15 protein-coding genes are annotated in these 13,244 nt (G+C 31.8%); 4 read left to right on the top strand and 11 right to left on the bottom strand.

All coding sequences use genetic code 11. The features are described 5' to 3' along the window. Positions 1 to 124 precede the first annotated feature (124 nt). The 8 genes from AC1Q7L_RS08805 to AC1Q7L_RS08840 form a co-directional block, all read right to left on the bottom strand. Positions 125 to 295, bottom strand: a complete 171-nt coding sequence (locus AC1Q7L_RS08805; protein ID WP_492305107.1) for a hypothetical protein — start codon at positions 293 to 295, stop codon at positions 125 to 127. 183 nt (positions 296 to 478) lie between these two features. Continuing rightward, the gene (locus tag AC1Q7L_RS08810; protein WP_410691545.1) at positions 479 to 697 is read right to left on the bottom strand and encodes a hypothetical protein; all 219 of its coding nucleotides are present in this window, start codon (positions 695 to 697) and stop codon (positions 479 to 481) included. A 74-nt stretch (positions 698 to 771) separates the two neighbouring features. After that, a complete protein-coding gene (locus tag AC1Q7L_RS08815; RefSeq protein WP_066753659.1) occupies positions 772 to 1,809 on the bottom strand; it encodes a patatin-like phospholipase family protein in 1,038 nt (345 codons plus the stop codon). 189 nt (positions 1,810 to 1,998) lie between these two features. Next, positions 1,999 to 2,499, bottom strand: coding sequence for a M15 family metallopeptidase (locus tag AC1Q7L_RS08820; protein WP_492305108.1), 501 nt, complete (start codon positions 2,497 to 2,499; stop codon positions 1,999 to 2,001). A gap of 145 nt (positions 2,500 to 2,644) precedes the next feature. Next, positions 2,645 to 3,151 carry a hypothetical protein gene (locus tag AC1Q7L_RS08825; protein ID WP_492305109.1) on the bottom strand — a complete coding sequence of 169 codons (507 nt, stop codon included), beginning with the start codon at positions 3,149 to 3,151 and terminating at the stop codon, positions 2,645 to 2,647. Between the two features lie 72 nt (positions 3,152 to 3,223). Beyond that, entirely contained in the window at positions 3,224 to 3,607 is a 384-nt protein-coding gene (locus tag AC1Q7L_RS08830; protein WP_492305110.1) for a hypothetical protein, read from the bottom strand. Positions 3,608 to 3,850: 243 nt separating this feature from the next. Next, positions 3,851 to 4,366, bottom strand: a complete 516-nt coding sequence (locus AC1Q7L_RS08835; protein ID WP_492305111.1) for a hypothetical protein — start codon at positions 4,364 to 4,366, stop codon at positions 3,851 to 3,853. A gap of 72 nt (positions 4,367 to 4,438) precedes the next feature. Further along, positions 4,439 to 4,822: a hypothetical protein gene (locus tag AC1Q7L_RS08840; RefSeq protein ID WP_492305112.1), complete on the bottom strand. Its 384-nt coding sequence runs from the start codon at positions 4,820 to 4,822 to the stop codon at positions 4,439 to 4,441. 741 nt (positions 4,823 to 5,563) lie between these two features. Here AC1Q7L_RS08840 and AC1Q7L_RS08845 point away from each other — a divergent pair. From AC1Q7L_RS08845 to AC1Q7L_RS08855, 3 genes are all read left to right on the top strand, one after another. Next, positions 5,564 to 5,809: a hypothetical protein gene (locus AC1Q7L_RS08845; RefSeq protein WP_492305113.1), complete on the top strand. Its 246-nt coding sequence runs from the start codon at positions 5,564 to 5,566 to the stop codon at positions 5,807 to 5,809. 31 nt (positions 5,810 to 5,840) lie between these two features. Further along, entirely contained in the window at positions 5,841 to 6,293 is a 453-nt protein-coding gene (locus AC1Q7L_RS08850) for a hypothetical protein (protein WP_410691521.1), read from the top strand. A 464-nt stretch (positions 6,294 to 6,757) separates the two neighbouring features. Next, positions 6,758 to 8,035: a Y-family DNA polymerase gene (locus AC1Q7L_RS08855; RefSeq protein ID WP_492305114.1), complete on the top strand. Its 1,278-nt coding sequence runs from the start codon at positions 6,758 to 6,760 to the stop codon at positions 8,033 to 8,035. Between the two features lie 24 nt (positions 8,036 to 8,059). Here the strand turns inward: AC1Q7L_RS08855 and AC1Q7L_RS08860 are convergent, their stop codons facing one another. Further along, positions 8,060 to 9,199, bottom strand: a complete 1,140-nt coding sequence (locus AC1Q7L_RS08860) for a serine hydrolase domain-containing protein (RefSeq protein ID WP_492305115.1) — start codon at positions 9,197 to 9,199, stop codon at positions 8,060 to 8,062. Positions 9,200 to 9,285: 86 nt separating this feature from the next. Here AC1Q7L_RS08860 and AC1Q7L_RS08865 point away from each other — a divergent pair, with 86 nt between their 5' ends. Further along, the gene (locus AC1Q7L_RS08865; RefSeq protein ID WP_492305116.1) at positions 9,286 to 10,584 is read left to right on the top strand and encodes a M48 family metalloprotease; all 1,299 of its coding nucleotides are present in this window, start codon (positions 9,286 to 9,288) and stop codon (positions 10,582 to 10,584) included. Between the two features lie 126 nt (positions 10,585 to 10,710). Here AC1Q7L_RS08865 and AC1Q7L_RS08870 read toward each other — a convergent pair whose 3' ends face one another. Together AC1Q7L_RS08870 and AC1Q7L_RS08875 are read right to left on the bottom strand one after the other, a co-directional pair. Continuing rightward, entirely contained in the window at positions 10,711 to 12,240 is a 1,530-nt protein-coding gene (locus AC1Q7L_RS08870) for a hypothetical protein (protein WP_492305117.1), read from the bottom strand. A gap of 102 nt (positions 12,241 to 12,342) precedes the next feature. Beyond that, positions 12,343 to 13,161 carry a lipocalin/fatty acid-binding family protein gene (locus AC1Q7L_RS08875; protein WP_410691516.1) on the bottom strand — a complete coding sequence of 273 codons (819 nt, stop codon included), beginning with the start codon at positions 13,159 to 13,161 and terminating at the stop codon, positions 12,343 to 12,345. Positions 13,162 to 13,244: the final 83 nt, after the last annotated feature.

A 13,244-nucleotide genomic window follows, 5' to 3' on the forward strand; every position in this document is an offset into this window, starting at 1 on the left:
AACATTTTGTGAATGGTGAATTCAAAGGCGTTTTGCGAATTTTAAATGATTGTTTGTTGTGTTTTATTGCTACTTCAAAAGTAGTGTTGAAAAGCAACAGAACTTGATGTGTTTAATTTTTTTATTAATCAATTTCTTCTTCTAAAGCATCGTTTTCGAAATCTTCTCTGAAAAAATTTTCAATGTCATCAAGATGATTTTCATAATCTATCTCTGCATTTTCGATATCGCTCCATTCTACGGTGTAGAGCTCTTTATCAAAGGTTATGTCTGGATTGTGATTGGGTGCTTCCATGTCTTGTGTTTTAGTAATTTGGTTAAAATTTGAACATGTTTCTGGCTGTCCAGCATTTATAAATGTTGAATTCAAAGGCTTTTAAAAGTTTTTAAATGATTATGTTTTGTGTCTTTGTTTATACTTCAAAAGTAGTCCTCAAAAGCGACAAAACTTGACGTGTTTAAAATATTTTAGAAAAATTTATGATTTTCTTTTTAGATATTTTCTGATCAGAATAAAAAACAAAATTGAAATAAAAAATGTAATTATTCCTGAATATAAAACATTTCCAATCGGCATGTATTTATGTCCGTCATCTGTAATTGGAGGATTTAAAAAATCAAATAATAAATATAAAATGACATAACCAAAAATGAAAAATAATGTACTCATAAGAAGAGATGCGAATGTTGCCTTCATTTTGTTATTCATTTTTAATTTAAAATCAAATATAATTTAAAAAGCTTATAATGGTCTGTTATAAGTAATAAAGCTTATATTTTATTTCTGATTAGTTTCTGAACGATTTGGTTCAGCGTTTCTCTGTTGTCGTCAATGTAGCTTAGTCCTGCTTGAATAAGATTTTCGATGTTGGATCTTCTTACGTTGTCCATTCCCGGAGAAGCATTTTTCAAGGATGGATTTAAACGGTAATAATTTTTCTGATTTCTTAAACCTAAAGTCTGAAACATTTGACAAAGCTGATAATCAACAGTTTCTGCATTGGCGGACATTAAAATATCAATAATTGGATTTACCCAACCAATTTTTCCGGCTTTTTCCATTTTTTTGAATGAATAAGGTCTTGCTTCAATTCCTGTTCCGATCGATACAACGATCATATCGTTTACCATCGGATGATTTGCTTTCTGATGATTTTTCAAAACCTCTGCAAACGGAATTTTTCTCGCTTCAGCATAAGCGCAAAGTGCCGGATTATTAGCAAACATTCCGCCATCAATTAAGCTGAAAATCTGTCCGTACATCGATTTTATTTGAACCGGACTAAAATAAGTCGGAGCCGCTGAAGTCGCTCTGCAAACGTCTTTTACATAAAAATTATCTGTACTGATATTGGCTTCCCAAGAATTGAAAAGTTTGGCTCTTCGGTTTTCTATGTCGTAACTTGTTATTAAGCAGGGTTTTATTAGTTCTTTTAATTCAAGATGGCCAAAAAAGTCGTTCAGGTTTTTTTCAAGAGCTTCCTGAGAAATTTTTTCATTAAGCAAACCAAATGGATTAATTAATTTCTCCCAAAAAGAAACCTGAAATATGTCGCCACCTTTTTCAGCATATAATTCCAGTCCTTTTTGGATAGAATATTTTGCTTTTCGGTGTTCATCGGGGCAAAGAATAATAGACGCAATCAGCCCTCCTGTACTGCTTCCTGCAACAAGATCAAAATAATCTCCAAGTTTTGCGCTTGGTTTATCATAATACTGAAGCTGCTCCTCTATGTAGCGTAGAATAATACAGGTGATAATGCCTCTTATTCCGCCTCCGTCCAAAGAAAGAATTGTTGTCTTTTTCATGATGCTTTTGGTTGTTTTTTTTTAAACTTATTTACGATTTTAGATAACGAAACCAACAGTTTTTATAATTAACTGTTGGTTTTCAGCATTAAAATATCATTGCTTTTAATGTTTTTCTTGTAAAGTAAAGGTAGGCGGAGGAAGCGACAGAATGTGTCGTATTAAAAATAAATTTCAAATAAAAGAGAATTAAATGATGATATAATTTGATTTATCACGAGCCATTTTAGCAAGCGTTTTCCAGCTCGTTTTTATCACTCCTTTTTTTGTTGGAATACTCTTTTTTTCGAAGTGGGGAAGGTCTTTGAAGGTTTTCCAGTTCCCGCCCCAGTCCCAGCCGTATTTGGCGAAAATTTTCACACATTCGTACCAATCGGCTACTTTGTCGTTATCCCAGTCTTTTACGGTGTCCCAGCTTGCTGTTTTTCCGTCGATCATTAAGCAAATATCAACCGCAAGACCGTAATTGTGAATACTTTGTCCGGCTTTGGCGTTGGTTACTTTCTTTCCGCTTGTAATTCTTCCGATAGCGTATAGTTTTTCCTGTTCTTCAAAGCTTCTTAATCCTTGTGTGATTCTTATTTTTGCCCTTCCGGTAAGGGCTTCATCGCAGTCTTTAATGATTTGTTTCACTTCCTCCCGGACGACGGGGTGAAGTTTTTCTATTCTTTGTAAAGTCACTTTATCCATAATATAAATTTTGTGGTTTTGAAAAACAAAAGTAGGCCTGAGGTGCGACAAAACTTGACGTGTTTTTTATAAATAGCATTTCATTGAGATGGTCTTAAAAAGAAAAGGTTACTCAATCGAGTAACCTTTTTTGTATAAATTAATATTAAATATCTTTTACAATGATTGTGGTTTCATTTGTTGTGGAGTCATAATACCATTTAGCTTCTGTAACTACACCGTGTATGTAATCCTGAGAAGTTGTGTCGCCACAAAAATGTTGATCTCCCATAGTGAAGTCAGGATCACCGGTATCGAGTGAAGTTCCTGCAACTTTGGTTTTAAACCAATAAAAATGCCAACGCGTAAGATTGCCCATAGTTATTAGTAAACCTGAAGGTACAGGCACATTCATTACAGGAGTAGATGTTCGAACTGCCCATGAATTGATCGGTGGGTTAGCTAAGTTACTAAGATTAAATGATTTTATATCCACCATTGTTCCTGCCGGAACTTTATAAAATGTAAATACTTCAGGAGTACAGTTTGTAAGATTATTAGCAAATAATCTACCTTCAATATCATAACTGGAGTGGTTGTAAATATGCAAAATGCCTTGCGCAAAACTTGTAAAACCTAAAAATAATGCAATAAGATATATTAGTTTTTTCATATAAATAAATTTAATAATTATTGATGTTTTACTTTTTTGAATTAATGTAAAACGCTTGATGTGATTGATAAATTAATTTTCAGATTTAATTTTTTTCTGAATGTCTTTATACTTTTCGAAGTATATCTTTTGGGCTAATGAAATTGCTTGTTCTCTGCTGTTAGAAGTTCTTGAAGCTAGTTCCTGCTCAGAAATTCCATTGGCGGAGATTAATTTTTTTGAAGCTAGATAAAGGATTTCTTTACTTCTGTCATTAAGCTCTGTTGAATTCCCATTTTTGGCTTTCTCTTCCGGGGTAGAAAGGTTTTCCGGGTTCATAAGACTTTTCATGGCTTTGTCGAAGTTTACCATTTCATCAGATTTCATACTTTCAACATTGTTCACTGCCATATTTTCAGTTGAACAAGAAAGCATACAAAATCCGCATAGTACCAGCGATAAAATTTGTTTTTTCATAATTATTTTTGATTTTGTTTAACGAGTCTAAAATTAATATATTTTTCATCAAATGGTGATATTTTGTGATTATTTTTTTAAATAAATTATTAATAGCCTAAAATTTTTACGCATGATGCAAAAGGTGTATAAATAGGAGGTGAGGCAAAACTTGACGTGTTTTTTATAAATATTATTTCGTTGAAATGGTATTAAAAAGAAAAGGTTACTCAATCGAGCAACCTTTTTTTGTGTGAATTAATATTAAATATCTTTTACAATGAGTGTCGTCTCATTTGTTGTAGGATCGTAATACCATTTGGCTTCTGTCAGTACACCATGTACGTAGTCGGTGTTAGAACTCCAGCTGCAAAAATTTTCACCCATCGGAAAATCAGGATCGGGAGTTCCATTATTTGTTCCGGCATATCTTGTCTGGAACCAATAGAAATGCCAGCGTGTGAGATTTCCCATTGTGATAAATAATCCCGAAGGTACGGTCTGATTTGTACTTCCTCCACTTGTAGAGGTTCCTACTGACCATACGTTAATTGGCGGATAACTTAAATTACTTGTATTAAATGATTTTATATCCACCAAAGTTCCTGCGGGAACATTATAAGAAGTAAAAACCGTTGGAAGGCAGTTTGATGAACTTGGTGCATTAGTAAATAATCTGCCTATAAGATCATAACTGGAATAATTGTAAATATGCAAAGGACCTTGCGCAAAACTTGTAAAACCTAAAAATAATGCAACAAAATATATTAGTTTTTTCATGTAAATAAATTTAATAATTAGTGATGTTTTACTTTCTAAATTAATGTAAAAACGCTTGATGTGATTGATAAATTAATTTTCAGATTTAATTTTTTTCTGAATCTCATTATATTTTTCGAAGTATATCTTTTGGGCTAACGAAATTGCTTGTTCTCTGCTGTTAGAAGTTCTCGAAGCAAGTTCCTGTTCAGAAATTCCGTTTGCAGAGATTAATTTTTTTGAAGCTAAATAAAGGATCTCTTTACTTCTGTCATTAAGTTCTGTAGAATTCCCATTTTTGGCTTTCTCTTCCGGAGTAGATAAGTTTTCCGGGTTCATAAGACTTTTCATGGCTTTGTCGAAGTTTACCATTTCATCAGATTTCATACTTTCAGCATTGTTCACTGCCATATTCTCAGTTGAACAGGAAAGTATGCATAATCCGCATAGTACCAACGATAAAATTTGTTTTTTCATAATTATTTTTGATTTTGTTTAATAAGTCTAAAATTAATATATTTTTCATCAAATGGTGATATTTTGCGGTTATTTTTTTAAATAAATTATTAATAACCTAAATTTTTTACACATGATGCGAAAGGTGTATAAATAGGAGGTGCGACAAAACTTGACGTATTTTAAATTAATTAATTTGCTATTTATCAATATTTTAGATATTGTGTTAAAGTCTCAATTAAACATAATATTCCATTTTAAAAGTTATAATTTTGTGTATTCAAATGTTCATTATTAAGTCATGTACGCTTTAGTAGATTGCAATAATTTCTTTGTTTCGTGTTATCAAAAGTTAAATGTAATCGCAAGTTAAATTTATTTAGCACTGTAAAATATTGAATTTCAATGTACCTTGTGATAACATTGTAAGGATAATATTATTGATACTTCATAGGAAGATTAAATTTGTGAGTTATTATTCCGTGCTAAATATATTTTTGTACTTAAACTTCTCTAACTAATTTTTTTAAATTTCCATGTATTAATAAATATTAAATTTTGTTAAAAAAAATATAAAAAAATATTGTTTTTAATAATCAAATTATTAGTTTTGCATGCAAAACTTAATACGATGAAAATTAATACTATAGGCTTAAATTTGACCTTATTTTCTAAAGGGCTTTGATATAGTCATCAAATTATAAATATCTCTATACTCTGAGATACATTTCTTTTTAATAAACAAAAAACTATAATCATCTTATGAGAAAAGCTTTGGGGCATGAAATTGTTCATAGTATACATGCGAATGGTAGTGCTGAATCAAATAAGATATATAATTCTTATATTGGGAATGATTCTGAAAAGAAAGCTATTGAGGAACAAAGCGCTGTAGATGATGATAATCCAATTAATCTTCTTTTAGGAGAAGAAACAAAAATAGATCACAGCGCAACAAGAAATGTTCGTATGGATAATCCGACAATTAATAAAGAATCAAAAAAATAAAATGAGAATAAAGTGTCAATTAATGTTATTAATGCTTACAATAGCTTGCAATCATAAGCCTTTAAAAGATAATATCCAATCAAAACAAAATGTAAAAGAATGTTTGCTAGATGGGAAAAATGAGCTTATGGGATATAATTTTTTGTACAATAATGATTACAGTATTGCAATTAATGAAACAAGATTTTGGATTTTTGGTAAGCAAGAAAATGAATTTTCATATAGAAAATTACCTTATTCTTATGAGCTTATACAAAAATCTGTAAAGACTTTTGAAAAGAGGGATTCACTTAAAGAATTTCATTATAAATATGCATTTGTAAATAATTGTAAGGATACAATGTATTCGGATTATAGTTTAAAGAAATGGATAGTAAAGGTAGGTGGTAAACCTCATTTTTATGAATATAATAGGAGTTCTCAAGTAAAATCAGATACTTTAGGGGTTTTTGGGCTAAGAATATATGATGTTTTTTTTAAATAAGATTTTATTTTAATTATTGTTACAAATAAAGAAATTAATAAGTACTAAACATAAATGGGAAAAGCTCGCAAAAATTGCGAGCTTTTTTAGGCTTAAATAATAAGTATAATATCCTTAAAAATTATATGGTTTAAAATAGGGAGTCTTATATGAAGATGTTTTTCTATAAAAGTACAGCTTCATACTATTCAACTTTATCATAATTATTTTTTATTCACAGGTTTGAAAACAATAAAATTCTCCATAATTGTAGATATTCCAAAATTGTAATTCATAAACATTGCGTTTATTCTGGAATTTTAAAATAGCAAAGATAGATTGTAAACACGACAAAACTTGACGTGTTTTAAATTTTTAATACTTTGAAAATTAATAATTTATATCTTATGTTAAAGTCTCAATTAAACATAATATTCCATTTTAAAAGTTATAATTTTGTGTATTCAAATGTTCATTATTAAGTCATGTACGCTTTAGTAGATTGCAATAATTTCTTTGTTTCCTGTGAAAGAACTTTGGATCCTTCACTTGAAAACAAGCCCGTTGTGGTGCTTTCCAACAACGATGGTTGTGTTGTGTCTCGAAGTAAGGAAGCTAAAGATTTGGGAATTCCGATGGCTGCTCCTGCATTTAAGTATAAAGAGCTTTTCAAGAGATACGATGTTAAAAGTTTTTCTGCAAAATTTGAATTATATAATTTTAAAAGTCAGGAGGTTATTGAGGTAGCCACTTCGTATGTTGATAAAATGGATTTTGAAGTTTATAGTATAGATGAACTGTTTTTAGATCTAAAAAACTTTAAATACATTAACCTTTATGATTATTGTCTAGAGATCAGAAATGATATTCATAAAAATGTAAATATTCCTGTAAGCATCGGGGTTGCTCCCACCAAAACCTTATGCAAGGTTGCGAACAGAATTGTAAAAGATTTTCCCGATAAATTTAATGGCGTTTATATTATGGATACTCCGGAAAAAATTGAGAAAGCATTAAAATGGCTTAACATCAGAGACGTTTGGGGAATCGGGCGAAAGCTTACCATAAAAATGAATGACAGCGGAGTTTACAAAGCTTGGGATCTCCTCCAAAAACCCGAAATGTGGGTTCGAAAAGTGATGGGAATTCATGGGGTGAGAATGATCAACGAATTAAAAGGAATTCGCCAGCTTGAACTGGATTCTCCTTCTCCGAAAAAATCAATCGCCGTTACCAGAAGCTTCATGGAAATGTTGATGAAAAAAGATGACGTACGGGAACGCGTAGAAACTTTCGGAATGTATTGCTCTGAAAGATTGCGAAAACAAAATACCTGCTGTAAAATGGTTACCGTTTTTGTTCAAACGAATCGTTTCAGAAAAGATTTGCCGGAATATAGAAATGCAATGACCAAAGTTCTTCCAAATCCTACCAATTCTTCCATTATTATCGGCCGCGTCGTTAATGAACTTTTTGAAGCTATTTTTAAAGAAGGTTTCCATTATAAAAAAGCCGGAGTTATCGTTAATGATTTTGTTCCTGAAGATCAGAGGTTGATTAATCTTTTCGAAGAAGATACTCAAAATCAACACTTACCGGTCATGAAAGCAATGGACGCGATGAATAAAAAATACGGAAAAGATAAAGTTCGTTTGGGAAGTATGAGCGGAGAAAATACTTTCGGACGCGCGCAATTGTCCCCTGAATACGAAGCTTTCTTAAAAAATAATACTTTAACGGAAGCTAATTTTAGATTCCACTAAAACTTTAGTTTAAAAGTGATGAGGTTATGTTGTTTGAAATAATTTCACCGTTTCATTCACAAGAAATTTCGCCTGATCCGGTCTTCCTCGGTCATTTTTCGGATTATTGCTGTAACTCCCTGTTCTTACGATCACCATATCATGTTCGGGAACCATAATAATGTATTGACCCTGAAGTCCTAAGAAATAATAATGTTTAATAGGATTGTCATAATTGATCCAAAGTCCCATTCCATAAATTTCTTTAGATTTCTGAGTCGGAGTTCTCATTAAATTAATAAAATCTAAATTTAATAATTGAACATCATCAACCTTTCCGTCATCCAAAAATAACTGACCCAATTTTGCATAATCTCTCGCGTTGGAATGAATGCAGCAGTAGGTTTTTTCCATTCCGCTGTCGTCAACGCTCCATTCTGCATTTTGTTCCATTCCAAGTGGAATCCAGAATTTTTCAGATAAATAACTGGCTAAGGATTGATTAATAGCTTTTCTCACTGCAAAACCTAGCAATTGTGTCGAACCACTTTGATATTCATATCGTTGCCCCGGTTCTTCTTTAAATTTTCTTGAAAAAACAGCTTTTTTGAGACTTCTTCCATAATAAGCTTTGGCATTTGGAAGAAAAGGATTGGCATAATCTTCATCCCAATCAAGTCCGGCTTCCATTTGGGCAAGATTTTTAAGGGTTACATGATTTCCGAATTCTTTAGTTTTAAATTCATCATAAAAATCAGAGAATTGAGCATCAATATTTTCAATTTTGCCTTCTTCTAAAGCTTTCCCCAAAAGCATCACGGTAACAGCTTTAGCCATCGAAAAAGAATTGGTTTTTGAAAGCTGATTATAACCGTCCCAATACTGCTCGTGAAGAATTTTACCGTTTTTAATAACTACAAAAGCGGCAGTGTGAGATCGTTTTAAATCTTCAACTATATTTTCAGGGAGTTCTTTTTGGTTGTATTCAGGATCTTCTTCCCAAAGTTTGGGTTCTTCCGTTGCAATAAGATTTCTCGGAAAAAGTTTTCCGTCATCAATATTAGCACTCGTTTTTCCTTTTAGATACGTTTTGGAAATCCCGCTGAATAAGTAATCATATCCGAAAATATAGGCTGCTGCTACTGTAATGGCTGCTCCGCCAATGATGTATTTTAGTGCTTTCATGTGAGTTGGTCTTCAACAAATTTAAAATAAATTTGAAAATATGAAACGGAATGATTTATTTTTGTGATTATTTGATGCAAAATATGATGAAAAAACTAATTTCCTTTTTATTTTTCTACTTTTTCATAATGACTTTTGGACAGGTATATAAACCTATGGATACCGCAGATTATGTAAAGAGAAAAGATTTTCTCAGAAATTTTTCTTCAGATATTGAAAATCTAAGCAAAAAAAGCAAATCTGATTTTCCAGGAAAAAAGGGATCCGAATTATCAAAAATCTATAAAGAATTCTCCAAAGAGTTTGAAAAAAAGGTAAAGGAGAAAAGTTTTGTTTTTAATGCTGAATTTGATTCTAAAGTAAAAAACCTGATAGAAAGATTAAGAAAAAATAACCCTCAAATTCCTCAAAACTTAAAAATTCTTATTGCCAGAGACAACACACCAAATGCTTATTGCTTTGCAGACGGAACTTTTGTGATCAATATGGGGCTTTTCAGTTGGCTAAATAATGATGATCAGCTGGCGGCGGTAATTTCCCATGAGTTGGGGCACAAAATTTCGGAACATACGCTGAAGGTTTTTCTGAATATGATTGATCAGGATCAAATGGATAAAGCAGTGGTTCAGAATATTAAATCAACCAAAGAAAACCGCAATCAAAGGGCTTTTGATGTGCTGAAAAACAGAATTTACAGAAAGGGTGTTGAAAATAGAAAACAGGAAATGCAGGCCGATTCTTTAGGCTATGTGATTTTTAAAAATAGTGATTTTAAGAAAACCGAATTTGTTAATACATTAAAAAGACTGGAAGATTTCGATACCATTTCGCCAAGAGTATTAAAAGTAGAAACATACAAAAAATATTTTGGTCTTCCCAAGCAGGAATTTAAAGAGAAGTGGCTGAAAAAAGAAGATTTTTCGCTTTATAATTATAATAATTTTAAAGAAAAACTGAATAAAGATTCGTTAAAATCACATCCAGAAATTGTCCTGAGAATTGATCGGCTTAAAAAAATATTTCCGGAACTGAAAGTTGAAAATGCAGATGGAAAACCTTCAGAATCTTACGCTGTTCTTGAAAAAATAGCGAGAATGGAAACCTTGCCCAATTTTTATTACTCGGAAGATTATGGGGTTGGAATTTATTCAAGTCTTCAGTTTTTACAAGATGGAGAAGAAGAGGAATATTATAAAAAATGGCTCGGAAAATGTTTCGCTAAAATTTATGAAGCTCGGAAAAATTATAACTTAAACCGATACTTGGATAGAGTAGACCCAAAAAATCAAAGTGAAAGCTATCAGCAGTTTTTGAATTTTATGTGGAATCTGAGTCTGGATGAAATAAAAAATATCGCCGATTATTATCAAAATAAAGAATCCTGACAGTCAGTCAGGATTTTTTATTGTTTATTAATGAAGTAGAATGTTACTGTTAGTTATCATAAATACAATAGTTGGAACTATGTTTTCAATAACTTCCATCTCCTTACTTCCTGGCTTCAAGCCCAATTAATAATTTAATCTTTCTAAACGGATTTTATTGAATTTTTCCTTTTCATTATATTCTCGAAGTAAAATATAGCCTTCTTTCGCAACATATGGTGTTACACTGTAATTGTCTTTCTCTGAAATAGGAACGACTTCCTGTTTGAATTTTCCATCAATAATTGTATTAATGAAAAGATTCCATTTTTTCTCTTTCGTTACCTGATCTTTCTGATAATCCCGGAAGAAAAATACAACATCTTTACCGTCATTTAAATACTGAGAAAAAAGATAATCGCTATTTACCCACTTTGATTTTTCTTTTTCAAAAACCTGAACTTCTTTTACTTTAAAATCCTTATCTGTATTTATATATACTAAATCTGTGGTTTTAGGCGCATTGTATTGTCCGGCAGGTTTAAACTTTTCAGAAAGAATCCCCACGCTTCCGTCGCTCATGAAATAGACATCCTTTGTCTGCAGATAATATCCGTTTTCTACTCCTCCGTCTGCACTTAGCTTCGGAATATGATTGGACAGATCCGGTTTGTAGTTTAAGGTTTTGAGATCTACATTATAATTGTTTTTATCAACCATCAATCTTGCAAAACCTCTGTCGATTTTCGGAACATAATTTCTACCCAGCAAAACAATTTTATCATCAAAAGTTTTATCATTATCAATACTTCCGGTACCGGAATTTAGAACATCAATATTATAAATAGTGTCCGGTGAAAGTCCTGTGATCGGCTTATTGGAAAGCTCTTTACCGGTTTTCATATCAATGACCAAAAGGGAGAACGTTTTATCGTCGTCATTTACTTTTCTCAGAATTCCGTACAGGCGATTTTCATCTCTTTCAAGAACGGTAAGATCAGAGAATACCTTTTTATCACCATTTGTATTGTAGCTGTATCTCCAGATTTCTTTTTTATTTTCATCAAATTTAATCAGGCTGTTTTTGTTGATATATTTCCCATAATCATTGTATTCAGCAGCAAGATAACCTCCTTCTTTAATTTCTCCAACGGCAGAAACGTAATTGTAGCCTTTTTCTTTTTTCTCCGCACGGTTCTCTTTTCTTTCTTCCTTGAAACTTTTAGGCTGAGTGATTTCCTTAAATTTACCATCTTCCTGATAATCGTAATACACTTTTGGTTTTACGGTATTTGTTTTAGGATCAATGACCATGGAGACTGGAGCTGTCACATCTTTTGCAAAAGCCTGTAGATAATGGAAATCTGAAGGACGAAGAATAATCTGACCCTTAAAATCCACATATCCGTAATAATTAGAAACAAGAGGGCCTGCTTCAAATTCTTTATTGGCAACAGGATTAAGGTTTTTATCTAAAATTACATATTCAAACTTTTGTATTTTTTTATCTGTATTTCCGTAGGAATAGAGAGAAACATAGCCATAGAGATTGTCTTTTGTATCAAACAAGGCATTCATTCCGATATTTTTTCCTGAAGCTAAAGAGGCTAAATCCTGTGTTTGAGAATATGAAAATGTCTGGATAAGGCCAAACACTAATAAAGTTATTTTTTTCATGGTTGAAATTTGAATTTCAAAAGTAATAATTTAAGTGTAAAGTTTAAGAAAAATAAAAAGCCTTGAAAAAAATCAAGGCTGTATTTTAAAAAATGTAATAGTTTACTTATTGTACTCAGTAAGAAATGTATGAGAATTTGTAGGGAATAGAGTGCTTGTATAAGTCGTAACCGTTTTTGTAGGGAAATTGTTATCATTATAGGTGTGCACTGATGTATTACTGGTTTGCCCGTTGGTCGGACCACTATAAACACTACTCACTTTTAAAAGGTTGTTGGCGGCAACATCTCCCTCAGGTGATAGCAGAAGGTTTATCTTTAAAAACCCTTTTATATTCTTGGTAGGATTGTTTTGCCCGTCATAAGTATACGTGTAGTTTCTTATATGTCCTTCGTAGTTGGATGTTCCGGTAATAAGATTACCATTGTTGGAAATGTAAACGTCATACTGGGTAGATTTTATATCTGTATGTACTCCTGTTCCGGGATTGTAGGTAGACGATGTATATTCATTATATTTTACATGATTATCACTCAAATACTCGAAGTTTTTTGTATAAACTAACGTTCCTCCTGAATGTTTGTTGGTGATTTTTTCAGCAGTAACTCTTCCGTTGGTATAAGTGAATTCTCTTGTGTAAACTATCGCAGTGCCCTCAAAATCCTGAGTTTTTACGATATTGTCGCCACTGTAAGTATAAACAGTTTTTTCGTTGGTGCCAACATCGTTTGATTCTACTAATTTTGTTCCGTCATATTTAAAAGTAACCACATAAGTCTGGTTATCCTGAGTAATTTCGGTAAATTTTGTTGGAAGAATGGTTGTTGGATCAACTGGCTGGATTTCTTCTACCGTATCATCCGATGAGGTACAGCTAGCCAGGGCAAATAATGCCAAAGACGAAATAATTAATTTTTTCATAGTTATTATTTAGAGTGTTAAAAAGTTCGCTAAAATAATAAATTCTACGAGATAATTAATGAATGTGGTATAAAATAAAAAAA

The organism is Chryseobacterium sp. GW823-FHT05E08 (assembly GCF_058795655.1).

What these genes read in the sequence shown, in the direction of transcription:
- AC1Q7L_RS08805 (WP_492305107.1), bottom strand. Translation starts at nt 295, where the DNA reads ATGGAAGCACCCAATCACAATCCAGACATAACCTTTGATAAAGAGCTC.
- AC1Q7L_RS08810 (WP_410691545.1), bottom strand. Translation starts at nt 697, where the DNA reads ATGAAGGCAACATTCGCATCTCTTCTTATGAGTACATTATTTTTCATT.
- AC1Q7L_RS08815 (WP_066753659.1), bottom strand. Translation starts at nt 1,809, where the DNA reads ATGAAAAAGACAACAATTCTTTCTTTGGACGGAGGCGGAATAAGAGGC.
- AC1Q7L_RS08820 (WP_492305108.1), bottom strand. Translation starts at nt 2,499, where the DNA reads ATGGATAAAGTGACTTTACAAAGAATAGAAAAACTTCACCCCGTCGTC.
- AC1Q7L_RS08825 (WP_492305109.1), bottom strand. Translation starts at nt 3,151, where the DNA reads ATGAAAAAACTAATATATCTTATTGCATTATTTTTAGGTTTTACAAGT.
- AC1Q7L_RS08830 (WP_492305110.1), bottom strand. Translation starts at nt 3,607, where the DNA reads ATGAAAAAACAAATTTTATCGCTGGTACTATGCGGATTTTGTATGCTT.
- AC1Q7L_RS08835 (WP_492305111.1), bottom strand. Translation starts at nt 4,366, where the DNA reads ATGAAAAAACTAATATATTTTGTTGCATTATTTTTAGGTTTTACAAGT.
- AC1Q7L_RS08840 (WP_492305112.1), bottom strand. Translation starts at nt 4,822, where the DNA reads ATGAAAAAACAAATTTTATCGTTGGTACTATGCGGATTATGCATACTT.
- AC1Q7L_RS08845 (WP_492305113.1), top strand. Translation starts at nt 5,564, where the DNA reads ATGAGAAAAGCTTTGGGGCATGAAATTGTTCATAGTATACATGCGAAT.
- AC1Q7L_RS08850 (WP_410691521.1), top strand. Translation starts at nt 5,841, where the DNA reads ATGCTTACAATAGCTTGCAATCATAAGCCTTTAAAAGATAATATCCAA.
- AC1Q7L_RS08855 (WP_492305114.1), top strand. Translation starts at nt 6,758, where the DNA reads ATGTACGCTTTAGTAGATTGCAATAATTTCTTTGTTTCCTGTGAAAGA.
- AC1Q7L_RS08860 (WP_492305115.1), bottom strand. Translation starts at nt 9,199, where the DNA reads ATGAAAGCACTAAAATACATCATTGGCGGAGCAGCCATTACAGTAGCA.
- AC1Q7L_RS08865 (WP_492305116.1), top strand. Translation starts at nt 9,286, where the DNA reads ATGAAAAAACTAATTTCCTTTTTATTTTTCTACTTTTTCATAATGACT.
- AC1Q7L_RS08870 (WP_492305117.1), bottom strand. Translation starts at nt 12,240, where the DNA reads ATGAAAAAAATAACTTTATTAGTGTTTGGCCTTATCCAGACATTTTCA.
- AC1Q7L_RS08875 (WP_410691516.1), bottom strand. Translation starts at nt 13,161, where the DNA reads ATGAAAAAATTAATTATTTCGTCTTTGGCATTATTTGCCCTGGCTAGC.